Source organism: Companilactobacillus farciminis KCTC 3681 = DSM 20184, from assembly GCF_002706745.1.
GTDB lineage: Bacteria > Bacillota > Bacilli > Lactobacillales > Lactobacillaceae > Companilactobacillus > Companilactobacillus farciminis.
Map to the genome: position 1 here is coordinate 1,040,574 of NZ_CP017702.1, position 26,602 is coordinate 1,067,175.

Sequence of the window (26,602 nt, forward strand, 5' to 3'; positions counted from 1 at the left end):
AGGTTAGAATTTTGATTTGTCCACATTGTCATCATGATTCATCAAAAGTAATCGACAGTCGTCCTAGTGATGAAGGTCGTGCTATTAGAAGACGTCGTGAATGCGAGTTTTGCGGCACTAGATTTACAACATTTGAAAGACTAGAAAAGGCACCATTATTAGTAATTAAGAAAAATGGTAATCGTGAAGAATTCAGTCGTGAGAAGTTATTGCGAGGAATCGTACGTGCAGCCGAAAAACGTCCGGTTACGATGGATCAAATGAATGGAATCGTTGATAAAGTTGAAAATGAAATTAGATCAACTGGTGAGAGTGAAGTACGCTCACAATTGATTGGTGAACACGTCATGAAAATTTTAGCCAAAGTTGACGATGTCACTTATATTCGTTTTGCCAGCGTTTATCGTGAATTTAAAGATATGAATAGTTTCATGAAAGAAGTTCAGGAAATGATGGCGAACGGCAAAAAAATTGATAAGAAATAAGAGGTGGGCTTGTGTCTAATAATGCATCCGATAAGTTTACGCCTTTAGTGGGATATTGGTGCCTGCCTAACGGTCATCTCAATGATGAAGACCGTCACGTTTTGACAGATTTATATTTACCAATTTTGGGTACAGAATCTTTCAGTCTGTATCTTTTGTTGTGGGAAAAATTACCTAATAAAGAATTGATCACGCAGCGTAAGCCACATGCTGAATTGTTCAGTTTATTGGGAATTGATATCAAGAGATTTTATGAAGCACGAATCAAGTGTGAAGCTTTGGGATTGATCCGAACTTTTAGAAAAAAAGATGATATAGGACCTTACTATGTCTATCAATTGTTTGAACCTCTATCACCAGATGACTTTTTTAGAGATGATTTGTTGAGTATTTTTCTATATGAACAAATTGGTGATAAAAGATATCGTTTATTGGCTGATAAATATAGTCATTCGGAGATGATTTTGCAAAATTCCGATGAGATCACCAAAGACTTTTTGGAAGTTTTCAAATTAAACAATGATGATTTGATCAATACGCCGACTGATGTTGAAAATATTCGAAGTGAATTCTCGAAGACTAAGAAGCAGAAGCCAGCTTTGAATGAGAATGACATTCAACCGCTTGATTGGGAACTGATTTCTGATCGAATCGAGCAGTCATTTAAGATCAGTCCAGATAATTTATTGGAAAATCAAGATTTAATAATCAATTTACATGCATTTTATGGTATCGATGAAATGACGATTATTGAATTTATCGGTAAAACTTGCGATATCGTCAATAATAAAATTGATCCCGATCGCTTGAAAAAGTCTATTCAGGACCGATTCGAGAAGAACGCTAATATATCTGCACGTCAACAACCAGAAATGGTTGAAACTAAAGACGATGAGACACATAACTTTAATCGTTCAGATCAATTGATTTTGCAACAAGCTAAGAAATTAACTCCAGCGGACTTTTTGGCTGCTCAAAAGCAAAAGAGTGGTGGCTTTGTTGGTAAAGTTGAGGCAAATGCTTTGCGAGATATGGCAATGAAGGCATATTTGCCATCTTCTGTTATAAATATTATGGTTTATTATATTTTACAAAGCTCATCAGTTTTATCGACACCATTTTTAGAGACTGTGGCAAATGACTGGACACAAAACGGTGTTAAAACGCCAGAGCAAGCACTGCAACGAATTACTGATTTCCAAAATCGTCCTCGTGGCAAACGGCGTTATAACAATAAAAACCGTAAAGTCGAACAAGCAACCGATTGGTCTAAAGTTAAAGCTAAAATTCCTACAAATAAACAACAAGATAATGGGGTTCAGTTGCAGGATAGATTAAAACGATTAAGAAATAAGGATAAATAACATGGAAAATTTAGGAAACAGACTGGCAGAATATTTAAATTCAAAAAATTTAACGGAGGATTACCGCCGTTTACTTAATGGTGCCTTAAAAGATCCTGACGTACAGAAGTTTCTCAAGGAAAATAGCGATTCAATTAATCCCAACGCTCTTTCCACGAGTGCTGCTAGTATTTATGAATTTTATAATAATAAGAATCATGCCAGCGAATTGTCTAAAGGCTATTATCCTAAATTGATCGTCAATAATCACAATATTGAAGTAGCTTATTATCCCAATGAAAGAACTAAGAACAAAGAAAAACGCAATCAATATGAAACGGGATTTGTTTTGATGGATATGCCATCTGATATTAGAAATGCTAAGTTGGACGATTATGGTGGCAGTGGTCGCCAAGATGCGCTCGGCAAAGCTTTAGACTTCATCGACAACTATTTGAATCATGACGGATTTGTGCCAGGGTTGTACTTAGCAGGAGATTTTGGTGTTGGCAAAACTTATTTGTTAGGTGCAATCGCCAATGAATTATTTAAAAATGATGTTCATACGACGATGATGCATTTTCCGACCTTTGCCGTTGAAATGAAGAATTCAATTGGAACTAATAGCGTCTTGGCTAAAGTGAATAAAATCAAAGGTGCTGAGATCTTGATGTTAGATGATATTGGGGCAGACTCAATGTCTAGTTGGATCAGGGATGAAGTTTTAGGTGTTATTTTGCAATACCGTATGCAAGAGAACTTACCAACCTTTTTCTCATCTAATTTCTCAATGAAAGAATTGGAAAAACACCTTGCCATCAACCAACGTGGCGAAGAAGAACCAGTCAAAGCAAAGCGTATCATGGAGCGAGTCAGATACCTCTCTAGAGAAGTAATCGTGACAGGTCCTAACAGAAGATTTGAAAAATAGCTTGCATTTCTGAAAAATAAATGTTTCAATAAAGCCATGAAAGATAACACTTCGGTTCTAATTCAGGGAGGGTGCGATTACTGGAAGCTTACCCATTACTGGAGTTACCACTTTCACATAAAATTGTATAATGGTCGGTTACTTTATAACCAAATGAGAGAAAACTGTTATTTGTTGTACAGTTTTAAAGTGGGTGGAACCGCGTAGAGAATACGTCCCTGAAGTATGCACATATCTTAAGATATGAGTGTACTTCAGGGACGTATTTTTTTGTTATCTAATACTTAGGAGGAAATAGTCTATGTCAAAAATCAAGTTAACATTCCCAGATGATTCAGTTAAGGAGTTTGACGAAGGCACAACAACCTTAGACGTTGCTAAATCAATCAGCACATCTCTAGGCAAAAAAGCTGTTGCCGGTAAAATCAATGATGTCCTAGTAGACCTAGAACGTCCATTGAAACAAGATGGTAAAATCGAAATTATCTCAGCAGAAGATAAAGCAGATGCTCAAAAGGTATTGAGAAATACTGCTGCATTGGTATTCAGTGCTGCTGCTAAGAGTTTCAAGAAAGATCTTCACTTCGGTGAAAAACACTCAAATGATGATGGCTTCTTCGTAGATACTGATAGTGCCGATGGTCAAATCAGTGTTGATGAATTACCAGAAATCGCAGCATTGATGAATAAAATCATCAAGAACAACGATAAGATTGAAAGATCAATGATGGACAAGAAAGAACTAGTTGAAATGTTCAAAGACGATCCATACAAGTCATCATTGGTTGATGCAATCGAATCAGTTCAAATTCCTGTATACACATTAGATGGTTTCGTTGACTTTGGTTATGATGCCGTACTTACAAATCTTAAAGCTTTGAAACACTTCGAATTACTTTCAGTTGCCGGTGCTTATTGGCAAGGTAAGTCAAGTAACCCAATGCTACAAAGAATTTATGGTACAGCCTTCTATAAAGAAGATGGACTAAAAGCTGACCTCAAACGTCGTGCTGAAATCAAAGAACGTGACCACAGAACAATCGGCCGTGACCTTGACTTGTTCTTCGTTGATCCAGAAGTCGGTGCTGGTCTTCCATACTGGATGCCAAATGGTGCAACAATTCGTCGTGTTATAGAAAGATATATCATCGACAAGGAAGTTGCTTGGGGTTACCAACACGTTTATACACCAATCCTTATGAACTTGAATGCTTATAAGACTTCAGGTCACTGGGAACACTACCGTGAAGACATGTTCCCACCAATGGACATGGGTGATGGCGAAATGCTTGAATTACGTCCTATGAACTGTCCTTCACATATCCAAATTTACAACCACCACAACCGTTCATACAGAGATTTACCACTTCGTATCGCTGAACTTGGTATGATGCATAGATATGAAAAATCAGGTGCTTTGTCAGGACTACAACGTGTTCGTGAAATGACTCTAAATGATGGTCACACATTCGTTGCTCTTGACCAAATCCAAGAAGAATTCAAACGTACACTACAATTGATGGTTGAAGTTTATAAAGACTTCGATATCACAGACTACACATTCCGTCTAAGTTATCGTGATCCAGCTAATACTGAAAAGTACTTCGATGACGATGAAATGTGGAACAGATCACAATCAATGCTTAAAGCTGCTATGGATGACCTTGGCTTGAAGTACTACGAAGCTGAAGGTGAAGCTGCTTTCTACGGTCCAAAGCTTGATGTTCAAACAAAGACAGCTCTTGGAAACGAAGAAACACTATCAACTATTCAACTAGACTTCATGCAACCAGAGAAGTTCCAACTAACATATGTTGGTTCAGATGGTGAAGATCACAGACCAGTTATGATTCACCGTGGTATCGTTTCAACTATGGAAAGATTTATCGCTTACCTAATTGAAATGTACAAGGGTGCTTTCCCAACATGGTTAGCTCCAACACAAGTACGTATCATTCCTGTTAACAACAAACTTCACGCAGACTATGCTAACGAAGTTCTTTCAGAATTACGTGCTAAGAACATCCGTGCTGAACTTGATGATCGTGATGAAAAGATGGGTTACAAGATCCGTGATGCCCAAACAATGAAGATTCCATATACAGTTGTTATTGGTGATGAAGAATCTAAGAACGCCACAGTTTCAGTAAGAAAATATGGTGAAGATGATTCAGCTTCAGAAAATGCTAAGATGTTCGTCAGTTCAGTAGTTGCTGATATTGCTAACTACAGTCGTAAAGATGTTACTGACAAATCTGACAAAGACTAATTAATAAAGCAAAATGTAAATTCACATTGTGGATTTACATTTTTTTTTGGAGGAAAAATGAAAGCTTTAACAATTGCCCATGACAAGACTAATATTAACGATGCCAAAATCACACAAGTAACTAAACCTACTATTAATAGTGATGAAGTTTTGATCAAAGTAAAATCTGTTGGCTTAAACCCAGTCGACTACAAATTAATTGAAAATCATCCGGCTAGTTGGAATGATCCACATGTTTTAGGATTGGACGCAGTTGGGGAAGTTGTCGAAGTAGGTAGCGATAATCCTAAACATTTCGAAATCGGTCAAAGAGTATTCTTTCATAGCGACTTAAATCAAGATGGCGTTTATGCTGAATATGCTAAAGCTAAGTACAATGTCGTAGCTAGGATTCCCGACAAGGTTTCCTATCAATCGGCAGCAGCGATTCTTTGTTCAGGATTAACCGCTTATGCTGCATTATTTCGAAAAATGAATTTAACTGGCAAACAAAATGTTTTGATTCATGCTGGAGCCGGCGGAGTAGGTAGTATCGCCGTTCAACTGGCCAAATATTTAGATCTAACAGTGATTACAACCGTTTCGACTAAGAAGGTTGCCTTTGCTAAAAAGATTGGTGCAGATTTTGTAATCGACTATAAGAAACAAGACACTACTAAAGAGTTAGAAAAGATAACCAATGGTGTCGGAGTAGATTTGATAATCAATTTAGTTGGTGGAGATGAAGTGCAAAAGGATTTATCAAGACTAGCCTATAACGGTGCAGTGGTGGATATCTTGAATACACCAGATTTGTCCCATTATGATTTATCTGCCAAATGTCAAAGCGTATTAAGTGTTAACTTAGGTGGAGCACACAATGGCGGCAGTATTAGTCAGCTAGATGATTTAGCAACTATGGCTGAATCGCTGGTCAAACTAGTAGCTGAGGGAATTGTTGATCCATTGATAACTAAAGAAATCAGTTTTGAAGAGATTCCCGATGGCTTGTTCTTGATCAAGAATCATCAAACCGAAGGTAAAATCGTTGCTGTTCTAGATTAATTGTGTTACATTTAAAAAGTTGAAAAACAGATTAATTATATTATTTTTACAAGTTTTATTGACACTTGCAGATATTATGGTATAGTTAATAACTGTTGAGATTAAGCAGAAGCGCCCGCTTCTCACCTATGCATTCGCCTCTAGGTTAATACGATTGCGTAAATAATATAGTGGGCATGCTTGTGCAGCCCGCTTTTTTTGTGGGCCAAATTACTCCGGAGGTGACTACTCATAGCAAGAGATTTATTAATAAATGATCAAATACGTGCAAAAGAAGTACGATTGATTTCTGAAAATGGGGATCAAGTTGGTGTTAAACCAAAGGCTGAAGCACAACGTTTAGCCGAAGCTGCTAATATGGACCTAGTTCTAATGTCACCAGGTGCTAAACCACCTGTTGCCAGAATTATGGATTATGGTAAATATAAGTTCGATCTACAAAAGAAAGATCGTGAAGCACGTAAAAAACAAAAAACTGTTAGTCTTAAGGAAGTACGTTTAAGCCCTACTATTGAAGAAAACGACTTTAATACAAAGCTTAATAATGCTCGTAAGTTTTTGGCTAAGGGTGATAAGGTCAAAGTTTCTCTTCGCTTTAAGGGTAGAGCAATTACTCATAAAGAGATAGGTAAGGAAGTCTTGGACCGCGTCGCTGATAAGACTAAGGATGTTGCTACTGTAACAACTAAGCCAAAAATGGACGGTCGTAGTATGTTCTTAATGCTTGATCCAATTAACTCAAAAGATAACAAAAAGAAGAAATAGTGGAGGGATTTTCAATGCCTAAACAAAAGACACACCGCGCATCAGCAAAAAGATTCAAGATCACTGCTAATGGTGGTTGGAAGAGAAGCCATGCATATACAAGTCACCGTTTCCACGGTAAGACTAAGAAGCAACGTCGTCAATTAGCTAAACCAGGTATGGTAAGCTCAAGTGATTTGAAACGTATGAAACGCATGCTCGCAACATACTAATTAATTATTTTTTATAATCAAAAGGAGGAGTCATTATGCCACGTGTAAAAGGTGGAACAGTAACTCGCAAACGTCGTAAGAAAGTTTTAAAATTAGCTAAGGGATATCGTGGTTCAAAACACATTACCTTTAAAGCAGCTCATACTCAAATCATGGTTTCATACCGTTATGCATTCCGTGATCGTCGCCAAGTTAAGCGCGATTTCCGTAAGTTATGGATTGCTAGAATCAATGCTGCTGCAAGAATGAACGAAATCAGTTACAGCAAATTAATGCATGGTTTGAAATTAGCTAACGTTGACATTAACCGTAAGATGTTGGCCCAAATTGCTATTGAAGATCCAAAAGCATTTACAAGTTTAGTAGATACAGCTAAGAAAGCTTTAGCTTAATTTTAAAAACGTAATTTGGATAACCCCAAATTACGTTTTTTTACTAATTCGAAGACGAGGATTAAATTATGTTTAAACCCTATATTATGCTCGATAAAATCACTGATCTGACTGTAGAAGATCTTCAAGAATTACATATTACTAAAATCATGACAGATTTGGATAATACTCTTTTGCCATGGAATAGTAACGAGTATGATTTATCATTGCGCAAATGGCTGAATCAAATGGCCCAAAATAATATTGAAGTGATGATTGTTTCCAATAATAGTTATGAACGTGTGGAAAAAGCCGTCAAAGACCTACCCGTTAGTATCGTAGCTCGGGCAGTAAAGCCTTTGCCATTCGTAATTATGAAACACATCAAAGAAGAGAACATCAATCCTAAAAACGTTTTATTCGTTGGTGATCAAGTGATGACCGATGTTTTAGCAGGCAACATGGCTAACTTAAAGACCGTCCTAGTCAAACCCTTAGTCGAGACAGATGCCAAGAAAACCCGCATTAATAGATTTTTTGAACGTCCTATCTTAAAAGCAATGCAAAAACGTGATAAGAATTTATACTGGAAGGATTCATTAAATGACAGAAGATAATGAATTGTACTGCATAGGTTGTGGTGCAAAACTTCAAACAGAAGACAAGGACAAACCAGGTTTTGTTCAAGCTTCTACTTTGAAAAAATATACCGAAGATGATTCAAAAGAATTACTCTGCAAGAGATGTTTCAGACTTCGTAACTACAATGAAATTACTGACGTTGATGTGTCTGATGACGACTTTTTGAAGTTGTTGGACTCAATTTCTTCAAAAGACGCTTTAGTAGTTAACGTAGTCGATATTTTCGATTATGAAGGTAGTGTGATCCCCGGATTGCAACGTTTCGTCGGTGATAAAAAGATTTTGATGGTTGGTAATAAAGTCGACTTATTGCCAGCTTCAGTTAATCAAAATCGTCTTTTGAACTGGTTGCAACAAAAGAGTAAAGAAAACGGTATTAAATCAGTTGACCAAATTATGGTTTCAGCTGTCAAAGGAATCAACATTGATAAGTTGATGGAAATGATTGAAAAATATCGTGATGGTAAGGATGTCTATGTTGTCGGAACTACTAATACCGGTAAGTCAACCTTGATCAACCGTATTATTAGCTCTAATTCTGATATCAAAGATTTGATCACAACTTCTCGTTTCCCAGGAACTACTTTGGATCGAATTGATATTCCTTTGGATGATGGTCACTCACTAATTGATACACCCGGAATTATCCATCGTTATCAATTGGCTCACTTCTTGAATGCCAAAGATTTGAAGACAGTGACACCTAAGAAGCCATTACGTCCTGCAACTTTCCAATTACGTGATGGACAAACAATCTTTGTGGCTGGCTTAGCTCGTTTGGACTTTTTGAATGAGAGAACTAACGTGACTTTCTACGTCAACCAAGGATTGCCATTGCATAGAACAAAGACGGTTAATGCCGATGAATTTTATGAAAAACATCTCGGTGATATTTTGACGCCACCAACTGATATCAAAGAATTCCCTAAATTCAAGAGTCAAATCTTTTCAGCACATGAAAAATCAGATATCGTGATTTATGGTTTAGGTTGGGTCACGATTCCGGCTGGAACTAAGGTCAAAGCCTATGTCCCAGATGGTGTTCACGTATCAATCCGTAACGCGATAATTTAAGGAGAATTTAATGATAATTAAAGGAAAAAAGAACCGCTATTTAAGAAGCCAAGCAGCAACTATGAAACCAGTTATTCAAGTAGGTCGCGATGGTATTACTGAAAACTTGCTTAAACAATTGGACATTTTGATCGAAAAGAACGAACTTATTAAAGTTTCTTTGCTTCAAAATACGATGGTTGAGCCACAGGATCTAATCGATGCCTTGAGCGAATTCGATGCAGATATCGTTCACATCCAAACAATTGGTTCCAAGATGGTTTTCTATAAGAAAGCTTCAAAAATCAAGAATCGTAAATATTCAATTGAATTAGAGAAAATGTAATTTAAGTGATTAATTATGAATACTCAAAAACAATTATTAACTAAAGAAAAATTAGAATTTCATAGTAATTTGCCAAAACGACACGTCGGAATTTTGGGTGGTACTTTTAATCCGATTCATCTAGGACATTTGGTGATAGCGGAACAAGTTTATGAACAATTGTGCTTGGACAAAGTTTTGTTCTTGCCTGATAAGATTCCACCTCATCGTGGCGTCAAGAAGACTATTCCTGATATTAAAAGCGATGATCGAATCGAAATGATCAAATTGGCCATTCGTGACAATATGCATTTTGATTTGGACTTGACCGATATTCGTCGTGGCGGAGTTAGTTATACTTTTGAAACAATCAAATTGCTCAAAGACTTAAATCCGAATACTGAGTATTACTTTATAATAGGTGGAGACATGGTAGAGAATTTACCGAAATGGTCTCACATCGATGAACTGATCAAGATGGTGCATTTTGTAGGAGTTTGTCGAAAAGGCTTTGAGGAAAAATCAAAGTATCCTATACTTTGGGTAAATACTCCCGAAATGGAAATTAGTTCGAGTATGATTCGAGAAAAAGTCAAACAGGGACAATCGATTAAATACTTAGTTCCTGATGATGTAGCTTGGTATATCAAAGATAGGGGGCTTTATCGTGAGTGAATTTAATTACGAAGGCATTAAGAGTGGTTTGAAACGAGCAGACATTTTGAACAGAATGGAAGACACCTTGAGTGATTTTCGTTATAATCATTGTTTGCGAGTTGAAAAAACCTCACGTGCTCTAGCCGCTGAATTTGGTGGTGATGTAGATCGAGCTGGTTTAGCTGGATTATTGCATGACTACGCTAAAGAACGAAGCGATGAAGAATTTATTACTGAAATTAATAAAAAACATTTAGACCCAGAATTGTTACATGCTAATAATGCTATTTGGCACGGAATCGTCGGTGCTGAAATTATTAAGGATGAATTGGGTATTTATGACGAGGATGTTTTAAACGCCATTAGAAGACATACCGTGGGTTCTACGAACATGACTCAAGTAGACAAAGCTGTCTTTGTAGGTGATTTTATTGAACCAGGTCGAGATTTTCCCGGTATCGATGAAGCAAGAAAATATGCTGAAAAATCCCTCGATAGTGCCGTAACTTTTGAATTAAAACATTCAATTCAACATTTAGTTGATACAAATAGAGAAATTTATCCAGCAACTTTTGTTAGTTACAATTACTGGATCAAAAAAGGAGAATTATAATTTGGACTCAAAAAAAATGATGGAAATCGCTGTGAAAGCAGCCGATGAAAAGCACGCTAATGATATCAAAGTTCTAAATATCAGCGAAGTAAGTATTATGGCTGACTACTTTGTAATCATGGATGCCGGTTCACAACGTCAAGTTGATGCTATCGTGCAATCTGTTTTGGACAAAGCAGGCGAAAATAACATTGAAATTGGTCACGTTGAAGGAAACCGTAATTCTGAATGGGTTTTGATCGACTTGCATGACATCGTTATTCACGTCTTCACATCTGAAAAGCGTGATTTCTATAACTTAGAAAAACTATGGTCAGATGCTCCAGAAGTTGATATTTCTGGTTTGGTAACTGAATAATGATCTACAATTCTTTTGCCAGTGTCTACAGTGAATTGATGGATGATTCGTTGTACAGCAAGTGGGCACAGTATGTCGAAAAGCAAGTTGCTGGCGACAATAAAAAATTGTTGGATGTAGCTTGTGGGACTGGTGATTTAACGATTTTGTTAGCTGATAAGTTTCAAGTTACAGGAACTGATATTTCAGAACAAATGTTAAAGATTGCCGAACAAAAAGCTCAAAAGGCTAACAAGAAAATTCCGTTTGTTCCTAGCAATATGATGGATCTGTATGATTTTGACAAGTATGACGTGATTACTTGTTTTGATGATTCAATCTGTTATCTACAAGATGAAGATGAGTTAGCAATTGCTTTCAATCAAGCTTTACAGCACTTAAATGAAGGTGGCAAGTATTTGTTTGATGCACATTCACTTTATCAAATGGATGAAGTCTTTCCTGGATATATGTTCAATCATCGAACTGAAGATTCTGCGTTTATGTGGAACAGTTTTGAAGGTGAATATCCACACAGCATTGAACATGAATTAACTTTCTTTAATTGGGATGAGAAGATCAAAGGCTATTCGGTTAATACTGAATTGCACAAAGAGAGAACTTATCCAATCGAAACATTCGTGGCCATCTTAAAAGACATAGGCTTCAAGAACGTTTCAGTCAGTGCCGAATTCGGTACTTCAGAAGTTAAAGATGATTCAACTCGTTGGTTCTTCGCTGCCGAAAAATAGAGGTTTCTATGACAAAAATTTATGGTGTAGTGGCCGAATTCAATCCGTTTCACAATGGTCATAAAATTTTCATCGATACGATCAAACAAAAATATCACCCTGATGTCTTGATTGCCGTGATGTCAGGCAATTTTGTCCAGCGGGGTGATTTTGCTGTTTTAGATAAGTGGGACCGAGCTAAATTGGCGGTTGATCTAGGCGTCGATTTAGTTATCGAATTGCCACTGGCTTTTGCTGTCCAACCGGCAGAATTATTTGCTCAAGGTGCTATGGAGTTATTGAATTTATTAAAAATCGATACGTTAGTGTTTGGAACTGAAAAAAAGCTCGATTTTGCTAAAATGGCTAATGAAATTTTAGTTGCAAATGATAAGTTTGAACAAGATTATCGACAAAGTTCAGCCACGAATTTAACTTCGTATTACCAGAGTTTAGGCATTGATATCACTGATCTGCCTAATCAAATGCTGGGGTTAAATTATGTTCAGCAAATAGAAAAGTTTCATTATCCAATCAGTTTTCAAACGATTTTGAGAAAAAGCGGCTTCAGTGCTACTAGTGTTAGAAAAGATTTGAAATTAGGCGCATCAGTATCTATTGCGGTGCCGAAATTAACTGATCAAATGATAAATAAAAATCAAACCTACACGTGGGATGACTTTTATCCATATTTGCGTTATCAAGTCATAAACTCCGATATTTCAGAACTTCAATCAATCTATCAGATGGTCGAAGGACTAGAATATAAGTTGAAAAAAGAAATTACGGTCAGTGAAAACTTTGAAGACTTCTTGAATCGAGTAAAGTCAAAGCGTTATACCAGAGCTCGGTTAAGACGTCTGATGATTTATGTTTTGATGAATATTAAACCCACAGAAGTTGAGAGTGTTTATGAAAATCCGTACTTACGAGTATTAGGATTTAATGAAAATGGACGTAAATTTTTGAATCAACACAAGAAAGATTTAAATTTAATTACTAAAGTTGGCAAAAAAGAAGCACAAACTTTAGAATTAGAAGTCAGAGCTGACCAAATATTTCAGCTCCAGAGTAAGCAAGCACAAGATTTTGGAAAAATGCCTTATATGAAAGGGGTAAATTAATGCTAAATTGGGATGTTCAAGACGTTCGTCGTTACAAAGACAAACCGTTTGAATTTGAGGAAGAACTCGATTTAACTAAGGAATTAACTACACGTTCAAAAGAAGTTTTAGACGCTGACAAGGTTTTCGTCAAAGGTCAATTATTCAATGATAACGGATTAGTTATTTCTGATGTAAAAATCAAGACTACATTGACTGTTCCTTCAACTCGTAGTTTATTGCCAGTAGAATTGCCAGTTGATATTCGAGTTAATGAGGCTTACAACGTTGACAGTGTAGCCGATGAGGAAGAATTGGAACAATACAATGTTGTTATACCCGTGGATGATGAAAATCCAACTATTAACGTTTATGAATCAGTGATCGATAATATTTTATTGAGTATTCCTTCAAAAGTTTTGACTAAGAAGGAAGAAGAAGAAAATATTATGCCTTCAGGTAAAAACTGGGAAGTTATTTCTGAAGAAGACTTTAAGAGTCAAAAAGAGGAAGAACACGTTAACCCAGAATTTGCCAAATTAAAAAATTTATTTAATAATAATGATGATAAGGAGTAATTATATACTCCTTTTTTATTTTTTTGTTACTATAAGTATGAGAACAAAAATCGGAGGTAGTTATTATAATGGCAAAACCACAAATTGGTGTTATCGGTATGGCTGTTATGGGTAAGAATCTTGCCCTAAACATTGAAAGTCGTGGATATGAAGTAGCAATCTACAATCGTACAGGTTCAAAGACTAAGGCGGTTGTTGAAGAACATCCAGAAAAGAAATTGGTACCAAGTTATACAATTGAGGATTTCGTTGACTCACTAGAAAAACCACGTCGTATTATGATGATGGTTAAAGCTGGTGCTGGTACTGATGCTGTCATCAAACAACTATTGCCTTTGTTGGACAAGGGTGATGTCTTGATCGATGGTGGTAACACATTCTTCGAAGATACTATGGAACGTAATGAACGTTTGGATAAATCTGGAATCAACTTCATCGGTATGGGTGTTTCCGGTGGTGAACTTGGTGCCTTGCATGGTCCTTCATTGATGCCAGGTGGTCAAAAGGAAGCTTATGACTTAGTTGCTCCTATTTTGGAACAAATTTCTGCTAAAGCTGATGAAGATGGCGCACCTTGTGTTACATATATTGGACCAAATGGTGCTGGTCACTATGTAAAGATGGTTCACAATGGTATCGAATACGGTGACATGGAACTTATCGCTGAAAGTTACAACTTATTGAAGCACTTATTCAACAATGATGTTGAAAAGATTGCTGAAGTATTCCAAGACTGGAATAAGGGTGAACTTTCAAGTTACTTGATCGACATTACTTCACAAATCTTGACTAGAAAAGATGACGAAGGAACAGACGACTATATCGTTAATAAGATCATGGATAAAGCTGGTAACAAGGGTACTGGTAAGTGGAGTTCACAAAGTGCTCTTGAATTAGGTGTTCCACAATCATTGATCACTGAGTCAGTTTACTCACGTTACGTTTCTGCATACAAAGACGAACGTGTTAAAGCAAGCAAAGTCCTACCTGCTCCTGAAACAAAACCAGTTGTTAAAGATGTTGACGACTTAGTAGCCAAGATCCGCAAGGCTTTGTACTTCAGTAAGATTATCAGTTATGCTCAAGGATTCGCTCAAATGAAGGCTGCTTCAGATCACTACGATTGGGATCTTAACTACGGTAAGATTGCACAAATCTGGCGTGCTGGATGTATCATTCGTGCTCAATTCCTACAAAAGATCACTGATGCTTACGATGAAGAACCAAAACTAGATAACTTGCTATTAGACGATTACTTCAAGGGTATCGTTAAAGAATATCAATCAGATGTTCGTGATGTTGTTAGCTTCGCTGTTCAAGCAGGAGTTCCTGTTTCAGGCTTCATGGCTGCTATTTCATACTACGATCAATATCGTTCAGAAACATTGCCAGCTAACTTGACACAAGCTCAAAGAGATTACTTCGGTGCTCATACTTATGAGAGAAACGACAAACCAGGTACATTCCACTATACTTGGTACGAAGAGCAATAATTATAAGTTGATATTAAAATCGGGGCGAGAAATCGCCTCTTTTTTTATGTTTTAAAAAAAATAAAATAAAAGCTTGTCTTCTTTTAATTTTTGCTATATGTTAAAATCATTAATGCATTGCCAAAAGCGTGACACATTTTAATTAATGATTAAGCTATAATTAAAGATAATTTAATATTTTATGTATAGGAGATACGTATGGCTAAAATACTTGTTATTGAAGACGAAGAGAATATGGCAAAATTCGTTCAACTCGAACTTCAACATGAGAATTACGAAGTGACTGTTGAACGTGATGGTAGAACCGGACTGGACGCAGCTTTATCTGAAGATTGGGATTTGATTCTTCTAGATTTGATGCTTCCTGAATTGAATGGTATCGAAGTTTGCCGTCGTATTCGTCAAGAAAAGAACACACCAATTATTATGATGACAGCACGTGATTCGATAATTGACCGTGTATCTGGATTAGACCACGGGGCTGATGATTATATCGTTAAGCCATTTGCAATTGAAGAATTACTAGCTCGCATTCGAGCATTGTTACGACGAATTGATTTAGATATCGATGTAACGAGAAATAATGATCAAGTGCTTAAATATAAGAATTTGGTAATTGATAAGACGACTCAAACATTGAAGCGTAATGGTGAAGTAATCGATTTGACTCGCCGTGAATACGATTTGTTGAGTGCTTTGATGGAAAACGTCGGCACGGTCTTGAGTCGTGATGACTTACTAGAACGTGTTTGGGGAACAGGTTCATCAACTGAAACTAACGTTGTGGATGTTTATATCAAATACCTTCGTAATAAAATCGATCGCCTCGGTGCACCTAGTTACATCTCTACTGTCCGTGGTAAAGGGTACGTGATGCGTCGATGAGAATTTCGATTAGATTTAAATGGACTGCATTGATTTCCATTGTAATTTTGTTAGCATACATTTTTGTCAGTGTCTTAGCGATGAGAACTGTTCAAACTGTTGATTCAGTCAATGAAATCAATAATTTTACTCTCAAACTATTCATTGGTGGAGTAGTAGTCTTTCTTTTGGGAATCGTTTTGTCATTTTATGCTGTTACGTTAGTTTTGAACGATTTGAAAAAAATCAATCAAACAATCGATGATTTGAATAAGAAACCAGATTCAGATTCTCGTATTAAATTGCGTAAGAGAAATGATGAAATTTATGATTTGACTGTTAATATCAACAAGATGCTTGACCGCATGCAGGCTTATACTAATCAGCAAAAGGAATTCGTGGAAGATGTTTCACACGAACTAAGAACGCCCGTTGCTGTGTTGGAAGGCCATTTGAGCATGTTGCAACGCTGGGGTAAAGATGACCCTGAAGTATTGAACGATTCAATCAATTCTTCTTTGCAAGAATTAAAACGTATGCAATCTTTGATTCAAGAGATGCTAGATCTTACACGTGTTGAACAGATCGACAGTGCATATTTGGAGCAGACGACCAAAGTTAAGCCTTTGTTTACTCAAGTAGCAAACGACTTCAAAATGCTGCATCCAGATTTTGTGATCAATTTTGATGACGATATCCGTGAGGGTAGTGAAGTTAAGATCTATCGTAATCACTTGGAGCAAGTATTGGTAATTTTGCTGGATAATGCTTTCAAATATTCAGCTGACCGCAAAGAAATTAATTTTGCTGCCTCAACTAACTCTGCTTTGTTAGAGGTAGTAGTCCAAGATTATGGGCTAGGAATCGCAAAAAACGACCTGAAACGCATTTTCAATCGTTTTTATAGAGTTGACAAGGCTCGCTCTAGAAAACGTGGAGGAAACGGTTTAGGGCTTTCTATCGCTAAACGTCTGATAGAAATCTATCATGGTAGCTTAGAGGTTGAAAGTGTCGTTGGTTCTGGAACTGTTTTTAAGATTGAATTGCCATTAGTGCAAGTTAAACCTGAAGAAGAACAGACCGAAAAAGAAAATGAAACTGAAAAATAAAAGACAGTATTAGAACAGCTTTTTGGAGCTGATTTAATACTGTCTTTTTTTCCGTAATACCAAAAATATTCTCTATATTAAATTATTGTTACAGTGCTTGTAATGAAACACTTTTACTAGTAATTTAAAGCTTATAAGGGGATAGAAAAATGAAGAAAAAATTAGGGATAGCTGTTTTAGCAGTGAGCTTTTTGGCTTTTCTATTGATGGGGACAACTCAAGATGCTTTTGCACAAACAGTCAACGACTATATTATTAGCAACCAGATCAAACCAGCTGCGATTCAAAATCGAGAGGGAACTTTTAGTGAATGGTTCCCTTATGAAAATGGCGTCGGCAAACCAGAAGGGGTCGTAATTCACGAGACAGCTGACAATAATGCAACAGCTGAAGATGAAGTGCATTTCTTTAATGATAATTGGCCTAGAATTGAAGCTTATGTACATGCCTTTGTCGATAATAATGAAATTATCAATATTCATAATACGGACTATGGCGTTTGGGGTGCCGGTCCTACTGCAAATGGTAAATTTATCCAAGTAGAATTGTGTCGAACTCATGATTACGATTCATTTGCTCGTTCGATTGCTAATGATGCTTATTACACAGCTAGTAAGTTATTGCAATACAATATACCCGACAAGCCTTGGGAGACTATTGTTTCACACAATCAAGTCAGTCTGACATATCATGAAACGAATCACAGTGATCCAACGGGATATTTTAGTAACTGGGGTTACAGTATGAATTTGCTTTACGATATGATTGGGTATTATTACAACAATTTGAAGACGACTGGCAGTGCTTATGGAATTAATGCCGCTACCCAAGAAGCTATCAATCCAAATTCAACAATCAAAGTTAACAACAAAAATGGCAGTTACGTTCCACTAGTTGCTTTTAACAACAATCAGATGACCAAAATCAGAAATCGGGCGTTAGCAAATCATACCGCTTGGTATACTGATCAAACTAAAGATGTCAATGGAACAACCTATCGTCGTGTTGCTACAAACGAATGGGTTAGCACAAGTTATCTAGAATAAAAAAATAAGTAAAACTCATTTAAAGAGTTTTACTTATTTTTGGTTCTAAACTTTCTGGTATTGATGAACAATCAATACCAGTTTTTTTATACTCTTTGAAATAAAAAAAGAACATCACTGTTCTCGTGTTAAGATTTAAGCGACCAAACCAAATCAAACAGGAGTGAACAATGATATCCCAAGACAATTCTATACTATGTGCACTAGACATAAAAGACAATAATATAAAAAATGTTTCAGTAAAGGATGCCAAGATAAAAAAACGTGGCGTTATAAAACACATTAAAATAGTGAATGCTGAACTTTCCTATTCTCTACATAGATGTCCTCAATGTGGAATGAATACACTAGTTAAAAACGGTAAAAGAACTACTAATGCAAGATTAGCTAGCTTTAGTGGTATCGAGTACCACCTAGTACTAAAAAAGCAACGATTTTTGTGTAGGAACTGTGGAAGCACCTGCGGTGCTCACAGTGATCTACTGATTAAAAATCATACTATGACCAAACAGATCAAGAATAGAATCTTTTCCATGGCTAAAGAATCATTCACTCTGTCATCAATAGCTAAAATCATTGGCATTTCAGCCAATACTGTAAGTAGAATTCTATATAGTAATACCAAAATTCCTACTAGATGTGTGCATTTGCCAGAGAATCTTTGTTTTGATGAGTTTCGATCCGTAAAAAATATTTTTACATTTATCGCTATCGATGCGGATACACATAGATTGGTCGAATTGATACATAACAGGCTGTCTAAAACAATAACCGAACATTTTATAAACAGTTACAGCTTATCAGAACGACAAGCTGTAAAAACTGTATCAATCGATTTAAATGCCAATTATCAATTAGTCGTTCATCGTATATTCCCAAACGCTCGCATTGTCGTAGATAGGTTTCATATAGTTCAACTTTGTAGTAGAGCCCTAGATCAAGTACGTATCAATTCTTTAAAAAAATTGCCTGATAAAAAATCTCGTATATACAAAGCAATGAAATCTGATTGGCGTCTATACCATCTTCCAGAGGAAGATGTAGACGATACCCATATAAAATTTATTGTCGGTATAAATGAATTCATGACTATCCAAAATGCCATCGATATAGCTACTGATGAAATACCAATTTTCAAGAAGGCCTATGATACTTACCAGAGTATTCAAAGATCGATAAGGTATCACGACATAGACTTACTTCAGGAAACTATTTCTGGATATAAAAGAAATGGGACCGCAATGGATACAGCCATTACAACGTTACGAAAAAATAAAAATTATGTAAAAAATAGTTGCTTATTGCCATACTCCAATGGCCCTCTAGAGGGCACCATTGGAAAGATAAAGAAACTAAAAAGAAATTCCTATGGCTTTAGAAATCTTGAACACTTTATTAAGAGAATAAAACTGATTTGTGCATAGAAAAAGAGCATCCTCGGTGAGGATGCTCAATGAGCTCAAAATCATTCATCAATACGATTTGACAAAGAGCCTTATTTTTTATCTCTTGTTGCGATTTTGTTTGCCTTTATTCAATTCACGAATATTTTTATGAATTTCATTAGCTTCAGCTTTTTGTTCAGAAGTATTGGCTGTAGTAGTACTACTTGTTGTACCTGTGCCATCTGCTTGTAGCATTTCGTCAAGCATTTCTTTAGTTACAACAACTTTGACTGGGTTCTTGGCTAATTCTTCATCAGTCTTCTTTCTGATCTTAGGCGTAACCACATAGTTAGTAATGATTTGTTGAATAACGACAACGACACCACCGACTAAGAAGTAAAGAGCAAGCGCTGCTGTTGAGATCATTGAAATGAAGAAAGTCATCATTGGACTCATCAACAACATAGTTTGCATTTGTTTTCTTTGTTCTTGTGGAACGATTTGAAGTGACATCCAACCTTGAACCAAGTAGAACACAGTAGCAACGATAGCAATGATCAAACTTGGCTTTCCAAGTGGAATTGAAAGGAAGGTAGCAGCACCAATATTTTTAGAATATTGCACGGCCTGATAAATACCAATCAAGATAGGCATTTGTAGAAGTAATGGCAAACAACCCATACCACCAGTTAAACTCAAGTTGTTAGCTTTATAAACTTGCATCATCAAGCTACTGATCTTTTGTTGTGCATCAGGACCTTTGGCTTTCTTTTGTGCTTCTTGAATCAACTTCAATTGTGGTTGAATAGCACGCATTTTTTCTTGTTGAGTCGTTGATTTATATTGTTGGTTCAATGATAAAGGAACCAAAATCAAACGAACTACGAAAGAAATGATCATGATACCCCAAGCATAAGCGTTCGTACCACCAACTGCTTGTGCGGTCTTCAAGATCAAATTTTGGAACGGAATCCCTAGCCATTTGTAAATGAAACCATATGGCCCACTAGTTGGAGCGTGAAGGTTAGTTGTACCTTGTGCACACCCCGTCAAAACTAGCGTCAGTACTAAAACTAAAGACAGTACTGATAAATATTTGACGTATTTTTTATTCACTTAAATAAACCACCCTTTTAATCGTATACAAAGTAATATACGTTAACTCATTTGACGTTTCAACCAATCACAGTGAATTTTGTGTAATGTTGTAAGTCGTCAGAAAAAGTATAGTCCATTTTGGTAACTTTTCCAAAGGGTGAAGGCGAAGATTTAACTCGATTTAAAAAAATATATAGGATTTTTTGATCTGCTTCGGCTTCAATCGAAACAGATCCGTCGATTTCGTTTTGTACGGTTCCGTTGACGCCAAGCTCTTGAGCTACTTGAAAAGTTGAATAACGAAAGCCTACGCCTTGAACGAGTCCGTCGACATTAATGGAAAGATGTTTCACACGTATCACCTCAAATCTTTGAATGTGTTAATATCTATATTATAGAACAAGAGGGATGGATTATATGAAGTATATCGAATCGAAGAAAAATGACGAAATTAAACAACTGAAGAAGTTGTCTGCAACTAAAAACATTCGTAAGACTGGTACATACATGATTGAAGGCTTCCACTTAGTTAGAGAAGCTGACCAATATGAACAAGACTTTGTTAAATTATTGGTAACCGAAAAGTATCAAGAAGACCGTCTCGTTAAAAAGTATCATGAAATTGCTGTAACTATTTCTGAAGACGTAGCTAAAGACTTATCAGAAACAAAAACTCCTCAAGGAATCTTTGCAGTCATCAAAGTCCAAAACAGTGACGATTTGACTGAATTTTCTGGTAAATGGGTCATGATGGATGATGTCCAAGATCCTGGTAACGTGGGAACAATTGTTAGAACAGCCGACGCAGCTGGATATGATGGTGTGATCACAAGTATGGATACTGCTGACTTTTATCAACCAAAGGTTCAACGTTCAATGCAAGGTAGTCAATTCCATTTGCCAATCTATCGCATGGATATCGACAAGGCTATCAATTTAGCTAAGGAATCTGGTTTAACGATTTATGGATCAGAAGTAAATGCTCAAGCTAAACCATACACACAATTAGAAAAACAAGACCAATTTGCTTTGATTATGGGTAATGAAGCTCACGGTGTCAGCCAAAACGTCTTGAATGCTACCGATGAAAATATTTATATCCCAATTCTCGGAAAAGCTGAATCCCTTAACGTAGCGGTTGCAGCCGGTGTTTTGATGTACGGTTTGCAAACATTATAAACTTGCGAAACTTTTTAATTTTTGTATAATCATTTGTATAAATAATATTTGAACTTTGACGAAAAATAGTAACTGTGGCGTTTATAACAGGAAGAGCCGTTAACTGAGATAGGCTTGATAAATAAAACAGCGAATTCACTTTCTGAGTTTTTAGTTAGTTACTATATAACTACTTGAGTGCATGTTTAACATGAACTAGGGTGGTACCGCGAGTCCTCGTCCCTTATTTGGGATGGGGACTTTTTTATGTGGATACATTTAAAAATTCCAGAATCAGTTTTATCACCAAGGAGGAAAAAAATGTCATTAAATGATACGTTAAAGAATTTAAGAGAAAATGGTATCGATGAAGCTAAACGTGCGCAAAAGCTTCAAGAATTAAATGATTTACGAGTTAACTTGTTAGGTAAAAAAGGTCCAATCACTAAAGCCTTGCGTGGTATGAAAGACGTTCCAGCTGAACAACGTCCAGAAATCGGAACTTTAGCTAATAATGTTAAAAAAGATATCCAAGCTGCTATCGAAGAAAAGATGGCTGAACTTAATCAAAAACTAGTTGCCAAAAAACTTGAAGAAGAAACAATCGATGTTACTTTGCCAGCTACAAAAAAGGTTCAAGGAACTAAACATATTTTGAACCAAACGATTGAAGACATCGAACAATTCTTCATTGGTTTAGGCTATGAAGTTGCCGGTGGCTATGAAGTTGAAGAAGACCACTATAACTTTGAAAGATTGAATATCCCTAAGGATCACCCGGCTCGTGATATGCAAGATACTTTCTATTTGTCAGATGAATTGTTGATGAGAACTCAAACTTCAGCCCAAGAAGGTCGTGACATGGAAGCTCATGACTTTACTAAGGGTCCTTTAAAGATGATCTCACCAGGTGTTGTTTACCGTCGTGATGATGATGATGCTACTCACTCACATCAATTCCACCAAATCGAAGGTTTAGTTGTTGATAAAAACATCAGTATGGCTGACTTGAAGGGAACACTTGATGCATTATGTCGTCACGTCTTCGGTCCTGATCGTGAGATCCGTTTCCGTCCAAGTTACTTCCCATTCACCGAACCATCAGTTGAAGTTGACGTTTCTTGTTTCAATTGTGGTGGTACAGGCTGCCGTATTTGTAAGTATACTGGCTGGATCGAAGTATTAGGTGCTGGTCTAACTCATCCGAACGTTTTGAAGATGTCAGGCATTGACCCTAACGAATACAGTGGTATGGCTTTTGGTCTTGGACCAGAACGTTTTGCCATGCTTAAATACGGAGTTAACGACATTCGTGATTTCTATCTCAACGACGTTAGATTCCTAGAACAATTCAAAGGAGTAAATTAAGATAATGAAAATTTCTGTTAATTGGCTAAAAGAATACATTCCAGTCGACCACACAGTTGAAGAAATTGCTAACAAGGTTTCTCTAACTGGTATCGAATCTGGTCCAGTCAAACTCGGTGAAGAATTGACTAATTTGGTTGTCGGACACATTACTAGTGTCAAGCCACATCCAGACTCAGATCATTTGAAGCTTTGCCAAGTTGATGTTGGTGAAGAAGAAGAAATTCAAATCGTCTGTGGTGCTCCAAATGTAGCTGCTGATCAATACGTAATCGTAGCTTTGCATGGTGCTCATTTGCCAAATGGCGTACGTATCAAGCGTGGTAAACTTCGTGGACAAGAATCCAATGGTATGATCTGTGGACTTGATGAAGTTGGTGTTCCTGCTCAATACATGCCAAAAGAATTTGAAAATGGCATTTACGTCTTTGACGAACCACAAACACCAGGTCAAGACGTTTATGATCTATTAGGTCTTAAAGACGAAATGGTCGATATCGATATTACTCCTAACCGTGCCGATACTTTAGGTATGCGTGGTGCTGCTTGGGAAATCGGTGCAACTTACGATGAAAAGCCTAAATTTACTAAGCCAGAATTAAATCAAGATAAAGTTAAAGATTTGACTGATGTGACTGCAACAGTTGAAGAAAAAGACTTAGTTCCAGATTATTTGCTTCGTGAATTAAAAGATATCAAGGTTTCCAAGAGTCCACTTTGGATGCAAAGAAGACTTTGGAATCAAAATATCAGACCAGTCAACAGTGTTGTCGATGCTGCAAACTATGTGATGATCGAATATGGTCAACCAGTTCAAGTTTATGATTTGGATAAGTTGCCACAAAAGAATCTAACCGTTAAACTTGCTAAAGATGGTGACAAACTAATTTTGGCCGACACTGAAAAGTCTCTAAATCATAATGACTTAGTAATTGCATCTGGCGAAAAAGTACTTGGCTTAGCTGGTATTGTTAATGGTACTAATGCTGCTGTTGATGAAAATACTACAAACGTCTTGGTAGAAGCTGGTGTCTTTGATGGACCCTTTGTTAGAAAAGCTGCTCAAAGACATGACCTGCGCGACGATGCCTCAAACCGTTTTGAAAAAGGCGTTGACAATGGAATCGTTAGTGAAGCTCTAGTTCGTGTCACTCAATTGATCGACCAAATTAGTGATGCTAAAGAAATTTCTAAGGAAATTATCGGTAACTATACCAAAGCTGAACCTACCGTTATCAAAGGTAGTATCAAGCACATTAACCACTTGATGGGACTAGAACTTTCGAGTGATGAAATCATCCAAATCTTCGACCGTCTGGGCTTTACCAGTGAGTTGTCAGGCGATGAGGTAACTGTTACAATTCCTACACGTCGTTGGGATATGGAAATTGAAGCTGACTTAGTTGAAGAAGTAAACCGAATTTATGGTTATGAAAACTTACCAAATACTTTGCCTGCCGGAATGGAAACTCGCGGTGGCTACAGTGCCAAACGTGAATTGAGCAATAAATTACGTGACGCATTGTTGGCAAGTGGGTTGGATGAAGTTATCAACTATTCATTGTTGAACAAACAAGAAGTCGACGATTTCAATATTTTGAATTCGGAATATACTAAATTGCTACACCCAATGACTGAAGACCACGAATACTTACGTAACAGCTTGATTCCAGGCTTAGTTAGAGATATTGCTTATAACCAAGCTAGAAAAAATGATGATCTTCAATTATTTGAACAAGCACGAGTATTTGACCGAGAGACTGGAAATGATCGTCCAAAAGAATTACCATTTATTTCTGGTGCTATCAGTGGTAATGTCATTGAGGATGCATGGAATACCAATGCTAAACCAGTAGATTTCTATTATGTTAAGGGAATCGTGGAAGAGTTGCTGTCATATGTAAATGCTGATGCTCAATTTTCATTTGTTGCAACAGCTGATTATGGCAATCTTCATCCTGGACAAACAGCTAAGATTTTAGCTAATGGTCAAATGGTCGGTGTTATTGGTAAATTGCATCCAAATTATCAAAAAGCACACAATGTCAATGACACATTTGTTTTTGAATTGAATATCGATGCTCTATTTGATTTGAATACTAGAAATGTTAAAGCAACTAGTGCACCTAAGTACCCAGCAATCAGTCGTGACTTAGCTATTCTAGTAGAAAAAGATGTTGAAAATGGTCAAATCATCTCTGATATCTTTAGTAATGGTGGCAAGTATCTAAAAGATGTTAATATCTTTGATGTTTACGAAGGTAAGAATATCAAGGCCAACCACAAATCACTCGGTTATCATTTAGTATTCTTGAATCCTAATGATACTTTGACTGATGAAGAAGTAGAGAAAGCCTTTACGTTAGTCAAGGACAGTCTAGTTCAAAAATTTAATGTGGAAATTAGATAAAATTATTACCGAACTAATGGTATAATTCTAATAAATTAACTCGGGAGGCTGTGTCTTGAGCCAAAAGGATGAAAAAAAAGAAGCATTGAAGCATGAGTCGGATGACAAAATCAAAACTCGCGCCGAAGAACGTTCCGTTGCCAATCATATTGCGTATTGGATTGTCGGTGTGATTGCGGTTTTGGCAGTCGTCGTTGCTATCATTGGCTTCAATTATGTGAATAGTTCATTACAACCATATAATGCAAATAGTAAAGAAGATATTGTTGTTAAAATCCCAATAGGTTCTTCTAGTAAACAAATTGCTAAGACTCTTGAAAAAGATAAGGTTATCAAGAGTGCGACAGTCTTTAATTTCTACGTTAAAGCTCAAAACTATACTGATTTTCAAGCGGGATATTACACTTTCAAGCAATCAATGGACATGAATCACGTGGTCAAACAATTGCAAAAGGGTGGTAGTGCCGAACCAACTGGAACAGCTTCGAATACTGTGCTAGTCCGTGAAGGTGTTACAATAGACCAGATTGGTGATCAGATTCAAAAATCAACTAAGTTTAAGAAGAAAGACTTCTTGAAATTGATGAAAGATGAATCTTATTTGAAAGAACTTCAAAAGAAGTATCCTCAATTGTTAGATTCATCAATGGCTAAGAAGAACGTTAGATATCATCTTGAAGGTTATTTGTTCCCAGCTACTTATGGTCTTTACAAAGGTGAAACTTTAAAAGAATTAGTTAACCAAATGGTTGAAAAAGATAATGAGATCATGAAGCCTTACTTTGAAACTATCAAAGAAAAGGGCTTAACGGTTCAACAAGTTCTTACTTTAGCATCATTGATCGAACGTGAAGGTGTTACTGAAAAGGATCGTAAGAAGATTTCCGGCGTATTCTTTAACCGTATCGCTATTGATATGCCGATCCAATCAGATATCTCAGTCATGTATGCTTTGAATACTCACAAGACTCATTTGACTAATAAAGATGTCAAAGTCGACTCTCCATATAACTTGTATAAGAATTCAGGTTATGGACCAGGGCCATTCAATACACCTAGTGTGCAAGCAATCGAAGCTACTTTGAATCCTAGTGATAGGGATGAAAATTACTTATACTTTGTTGCAGACTTGAAGACTGGTAAGGTATATTATTCACATACATTAGCAGAACATGAGAAAAAGAGTGCAGCTCTTAATCAATAATGTATAAT

28 protein-coding genes are annotated in these 26,602 nt (G+C 36.6%); 26 read left to right on the plus strand and 2 right to left on the minus strand.

Going from position 1 to position 26,602, the window contains the following annotated elements; all coding sequences use genetic code 11:
• Positions 1 to 11: 11 nt before the first annotated feature.
• From nrdR to LF20184_RS05200, 22 genes are all read left to right on the plus strand, one after another.
• Entirely contained in the window at positions 12 to 485 is a 474-nt protein-coding gene (nrdR, locus tag LF20184_RS05095) for a transcriptional regulator NrdR (RefSeq protein WP_010019347.1), read from the plus strand.
• Positions 486 to 496: 11 nt separating this feature from the next.
• Positions 497 to 1,849: a DnaD domain protein gene (locus tag LF20184_RS05100; protein ID WP_010019348.1), complete on the plus strand. Its 1,353-nt coding sequence runs from the start codon at positions 497 to 499 to the stop codon at positions 1,847 to 1,849.
• A gap of 1 nt (position 1,850) precedes the next feature.
• Complete coding sequence (gene dnaI / locus LF20184_RS05105; protein ID WP_010019349.1) at positions 1,851 to 2,759, plus strand: primosomal protein DnaI; 909 nt, start codon at positions 1,851 to 1,853, stop codon at positions 2,757 to 2,759.
• Between the two features lie 301 nt (positions 2,760 to 3,060).
• Positions 3,061 to 5,028, plus strand: coding sequence for a threonine--tRNA ligase (thrS, locus tag LF20184_RS05110; RefSeq protein ID WP_010019350.1), 1,968 nt, complete (start codon positions 3,061 to 3,063; stop codon positions 5,026 to 5,028).
• 57 nt (positions 5,029 to 5,085) lie between these two features.
• On the plus strand, positions 5,086 to 6,072 hold the full coding sequence (locus tag LF20184_RS05115) for a zinc-binding dehydrogenase (protein ID WP_010019352.1): 987 nt from the start codon (positions 5,086 to 5,088) through the stop codon (positions 6,070 to 6,072).
• Between the two features lie 231 nt (positions 6,073 to 6,303).
• On the plus strand, positions 6,304 to 6,837 hold the full coding sequence (infC, locus tag LF20184_RS05120) for a translation initiation factor IF-3 (RefSeq protein WP_029606492.1): 534 nt from the start codon (positions 6,304 to 6,306) through the stop codon (positions 6,835 to 6,837).
• 14 nt (positions 6,838 to 6,851) lie between these two features.
• On the plus strand, positions 6,852 to 7,049 hold the full coding sequence (gene rpmI / locus LF20184_RS05125; protein ID WP_010019354.1) for a 50S ribosomal protein L35: 198 nt from the start codon (positions 6,852 to 6,854) through the stop codon (positions 7,047 to 7,049).
• A gap of 35 nt (positions 7,050 to 7,084) precedes the next feature.
• Positions 7,085 to 7,441, plus strand: coding sequence for a 50S ribosomal protein L20 (gene rplT, locus LF20184_RS05130; RefSeq protein ID WP_010019355.1), 357 nt, complete (start codon positions 7,085 to 7,087; stop codon positions 7,439 to 7,441).
• A 68-nt stretch (positions 7,442 to 7,509) separates the two neighbouring features.
• Positions 7,510 to 8,037: a YqeG family HAD IIIA-type phosphatase gene (locus tag LF20184_RS05135; RefSeq protein ID WP_010019357.1), complete on the plus strand. Its 528-nt coding sequence runs from the start codon at positions 7,510 to 7,512 to the stop codon at positions 8,035 to 8,037.
• Complete coding sequence (gene yqeH / locus LF20184_RS05140; RefSeq protein ID WP_010019358.1) at positions 8,024 to 9,136, plus strand: ribosome biogenesis GTPase YqeH; 1,113 nt, start codon at positions 8,024 to 8,026, stop codon at positions 9,134 to 9,136. Before LF20184_RS05135 ends, yqeH begins: the two co-directional genes overlap by 14 nt.
• Before the next feature lie 10 nt (positions 9,137 to 9,146).
• The gene (locus LF20184_RS05145) at positions 9,147 to 9,461 is read left to right on the plus strand and encodes a YhbY family RNA-binding protein (RefSeq protein ID WP_010019359.1); all 315 of its coding nucleotides are present in this window, start codon (positions 9,147 to 9,149) and stop codon (positions 9,459 to 9,461) included.
• A 15-nt stretch (positions 9,462 to 9,476) separates the two neighbouring features.
• Positions 9,477 to 10,115: a nicotinate-nucleotide adenylyltransferase gene (locus tag LF20184_RS05150; protein WP_010019360.1), complete on the plus strand. Its 639-nt coding sequence runs from the start codon at positions 9,477 to 9,479 to the stop codon at positions 10,113 to 10,115.
• Complete coding sequence (yqeK, locus tag LF20184_RS05155) at positions 10,108 to 10,710, plus strand: bis(5'-nucleosyl)-tetraphosphatase (symmetrical) YqeK (protein ID WP_010019361.1); 603 nt, start codon at positions 10,108 to 10,110, stop codon at positions 10,708 to 10,710. The genes LF20184_RS05150 and yqeK overlap by 8 nt, the downstream gene beginning before the upstream one ends.
• Position 10,711: 1 nt before the next feature.
• Positions 10,712 to 11,068 carry a ribosome silencing factor gene (gene rsfS / locus LF20184_RS05160; protein ID WP_010019362.1) on the plus strand — a complete coding sequence of 119 codons (357 nt, stop codon included), beginning with the start codon at positions 10,712 to 10,714 and terminating at the stop codon, positions 11,066 to 11,068.
• Positions 11,068 to 11,799 carry a class I SAM-dependent DNA methyltransferase gene (locus LF20184_RS05165; protein ID WP_010019363.1) on the plus strand — a complete coding sequence of 244 codons (732 nt, stop codon included), beginning with the start codon at positions 11,068 to 11,070 and terminating at the stop codon, positions 11,797 to 11,799. The genes rsfS and LF20184_RS05165 overlap by 1 nt, the downstream gene beginning before the upstream one ends.
• A gap of 8 nt (positions 11,800 to 11,807) precedes the next feature.
• Positions 11,808 to 12,902: a nucleotidyltransferase family protein gene (locus LF20184_RS05170; RefSeq protein WP_010019365.1), complete on the plus strand. Its 1,095-nt coding sequence runs from the start codon at positions 11,808 to 11,810 to the stop codon at positions 12,900 to 12,902.
• Positions 12,902 to 13,459 (plus strand): YceD family protein, encoded by a 558-nt coding sequence (locus LF20184_RS05175; RefSeq protein WP_010019366.1) that lies wholly within the window; start codon positions 12,902 to 12,904, stop codon positions 13,457 to 13,459. The genes LF20184_RS05170 and LF20184_RS05175 overlap by 1 nt, the downstream gene beginning before the upstream one ends.
• 68 nt (positions 13,460 to 13,527) lie before the next feature.
• Positions 13,528 to 14,952 carry an NADP-dependent phosphogluconate dehydrogenase gene (gene gndA / locus LF20184_RS05180; protein WP_010019367.1) on the plus strand — a complete coding sequence of 475 codons (1,425 nt, stop codon included), beginning with the start codon at positions 13,528 to 13,530 and terminating at the stop codon, positions 14,950 to 14,952.
• A gap of 198 nt (positions 14,953 to 15,150) precedes the next feature.
• The gene (locus tag LF20184_RS05185; protein WP_010019368.1) at positions 15,151 to 15,837 is read left to right on the plus strand and encodes a response regulator transcription factor; all 687 of its coding nucleotides are present in this window, start codon (positions 15,151 to 15,153) and stop codon (positions 15,835 to 15,837) included.
• A 29-nt stretch (positions 15,838 to 15,866) separates the two neighbouring features.
• Positions 15,867 to 16,925 (plus strand): sensor histidine kinase, encoded by a 1,059-nt coding sequence (locus LF20184_RS05190; RefSeq protein WP_236906336.1) that lies wholly within the window; start codon positions 15,867 to 15,869, stop codon positions 16,923 to 16,925.
• 149 nt (positions 16,926 to 17,074) lie between these two features.
• Positions 17,075 to 17,971, plus strand: a complete 897-nt coding sequence (locus LF20184_RS05195) for a peptidoglycan recognition protein family protein (RefSeq protein WP_010019370.1) — start codon at positions 17,075 to 17,077, stop codon at positions 17,969 to 17,971.
• Positions 17,972 to 18,141: 170 nt separating this feature from the next.
• Positions 18,142 to 19,395, plus strand: a complete 1,254-nt coding sequence (locus LF20184_RS05200; protein WP_099240459.1) for an ISL3 family transposase — start codon at positions 18,142 to 18,144, stop codon at positions 19,393 to 19,395.
• 78 nt (positions 19,396 to 19,473) lie between these two features.
• On the opposite strand, the gene yidC is transcribed toward LF20184_RS05200, so the two are convergent.
• Together yidC and LF20184_RS05210 are read right to left on the minus strand one after the other, a co-directional pair.
• Complete coding sequence (yidC, locus tag LF20184_RS05205) at positions 19,474 to 20,472, minus strand: membrane protein insertase YidC (RefSeq protein WP_010019371.1); 999 nt, start codon at positions 20,470 to 20,472, stop codon at positions 19,474 to 19,476.
• 59 nt (positions 20,473 to 20,531) lie between these two features.
• Positions 20,532 to 20,807: an acylphosphatase gene (locus LF20184_RS05210; RefSeq protein WP_010019372.1), complete on the minus strand. Its 276-nt coding sequence runs from the start codon at positions 20,805 to 20,807 to the stop codon at positions 20,532 to 20,534.
• A gap of 64 nt (positions 20,808 to 20,871) precedes the next feature.
• Here LF20184_RS05210 and LF20184_RS05215 point away from each other — a divergent pair, with 64 nt between their 5' ends.
• From LF20184_RS05215 to mltG, 4 genes are all read left to right on the plus strand, one after another.
• Positions 20,872 to 21,633: a TrmH family RNA methyltransferase gene (locus LF20184_RS05215; RefSeq protein ID WP_010019373.1), complete on the plus strand. Its 762-nt coding sequence runs from the start codon at positions 20,872 to 20,874 to the stop codon at positions 21,631 to 21,633.
• A 300-nt stretch (positions 21,634 to 21,933) separates the two neighbouring features.
• Positions 21,934 to 22,980, plus strand: a complete 1,047-nt coding sequence (pheS, locus tag LF20184_RS05220; protein WP_010019376.1) for a phenylalanine--tRNA ligase subunit alpha — start codon at positions 21,934 to 21,936, stop codon at positions 22,978 to 22,980.
• A gap of 4 nt (positions 22,981 to 22,984) precedes the next feature.
• Positions 22,985 to 25,390 (plus strand): phenylalanine--tRNA ligase subunit beta, encoded by a 2,406-nt coding sequence (gene pheT / locus LF20184_RS05225; RefSeq protein ID WP_010019377.1) that lies wholly within the window; start codon positions 22,985 to 22,987, stop codon positions 25,388 to 25,390.
• A 55-nt stretch (positions 25,391 to 25,445) separates the two neighbouring features.
• On the plus strand, positions 25,446 to 26,594 hold the full coding sequence (gene mltG / locus LF20184_RS05230; RefSeq protein WP_010019378.1) for an endolytic transglycosylase MltG: 1,149 nt from the start codon (positions 25,446 to 25,448) through the stop codon (positions 26,592 to 26,594).
• Positions 26,595 to 26,602 lie beyond the last annotated feature (8 nt).

Excerpts from the sequence above, each read along its gene's own strand:
- LF20184_RS05145 (WP_010019359.1), top strand. The coding sequence starts at position 9,147 with ATGATAATTAAAGGAAAAAAGAACCGCTATTTAAGAAGCCAAGCAGCA.
- LF20184_RS05115 (WP_010019352.1), top strand. The coding sequence starts at position 5,086 with ATGAAAGCTTTAACAATTGCCCATGACAAGACTAATATTAACGATGCC.
- LF20184_RS05215 (WP_010019373.1), top strand. The coding sequence starts at position 20,872 with ATGAAGTATATCGAATCGAAGAAAAATGACGAAATTAAACAACTGAAG.
- yqeH (WP_010019358.1), top strand. The coding sequence starts at position 8,024 with ATGACAGAAGATAATGAATTGTACTGCATAGGTTGTGGTGCAAAACTT.
- LF20184_RS05185 (WP_010019368.1), top strand. The coding sequence starts at position 15,151 with ATGGCTAAAATACTTGTTATTGAAGACGAAGAGAATATGGCAAAATTC.
- LF20184_RS05200 (WP_099240459.1), top strand. The coding sequence starts at position 18,142 with ATGATATCCCAAGACAATTCTATACTATGTGCACTAGACATAAAAGAC.
- LF20184_RS05165 (WP_010019363.1), top strand. The coding sequence starts at position 11,068 with ATGATCTACAATTCTTTTGCCAGTGTCTACAGTGAATTGATGGATGAT.
- gndA (WP_010019367.1), top strand. The coding sequence starts at position 13,528 with ATGGCAAAACCACAAATTGGTGTTATCGGTATGGCTGTTATGGGTAAG.
- LF20184_RS05175 (WP_010019366.1), top strand. The coding sequence starts at position 12,902 with ATGCTAAATTGGGATGTTCAAGACGTTCGTCGTTACAAAGACAAACCG.
- LF20184_RS05135 (WP_010019357.1), top strand. The coding sequence starts at position 7,510 with ATGTTTAAACCCTATATTATGCTCGATAAAATCACTGATCTGACTGTA.
- rplT (WP_010019355.1), top strand. The coding sequence starts at position 7,085 with ATGCCACGTGTAAAAGGTGGAACAGTAACTCGCAAACGTCGTAAGAAA.
- LF20184_RS05195 (WP_010019370.1), top strand. The coding sequence starts at position 17,075 with ATGAAGAAAAAATTAGGGATAGCTGTTTTAGCAGTGAGCTTTTTGGCT.
- pheT (WP_010019377.1), top strand. The coding sequence starts at position 22,985 with ATGAAAATTTCTGTTAATTGGCTAAAAGAATACATTCCAGTCGACCAC.
- LF20184_RS05150 (WP_010019360.1), top strand. The coding sequence starts at position 9,477 with ATGAATACTCAAAAACAATTATTAACTAAAGAAAAATTAGAATTTCAT.
- LF20184_RS05170 (WP_010019365.1), top strand. The coding sequence starts at position 11,808 with ATGACAAAAATTTATGGTGTAGTGGCCGAATTCAATCCGTTTCACAAT.
- thrS (WP_010019350.1), top strand. The coding sequence starts at position 3,061 with ATGTCAAAAATCAAGTTAACATTCCCAGATGATTCAGTTAAGGAGTTT.
- rpmI (WP_010019354.1), top strand. The coding sequence starts at position 6,852 with ATGCCTAAACAAAAGACACACCGCGCATCAGCAAAAAGATTCAAGATC.
- dnaI (WP_010019349.1), top strand. The coding sequence starts at position 1,851 with ATGGAAAATTTAGGAAACAGACTGGCAGAATATTTAAATTCAAAAAAT.
- pheS (WP_010019376.1), top strand. The coding sequence starts at position 21,934 with ATGTCATTAAATGATACGTTAAAGAATTTAAGAGAAAATGGTATCGAT.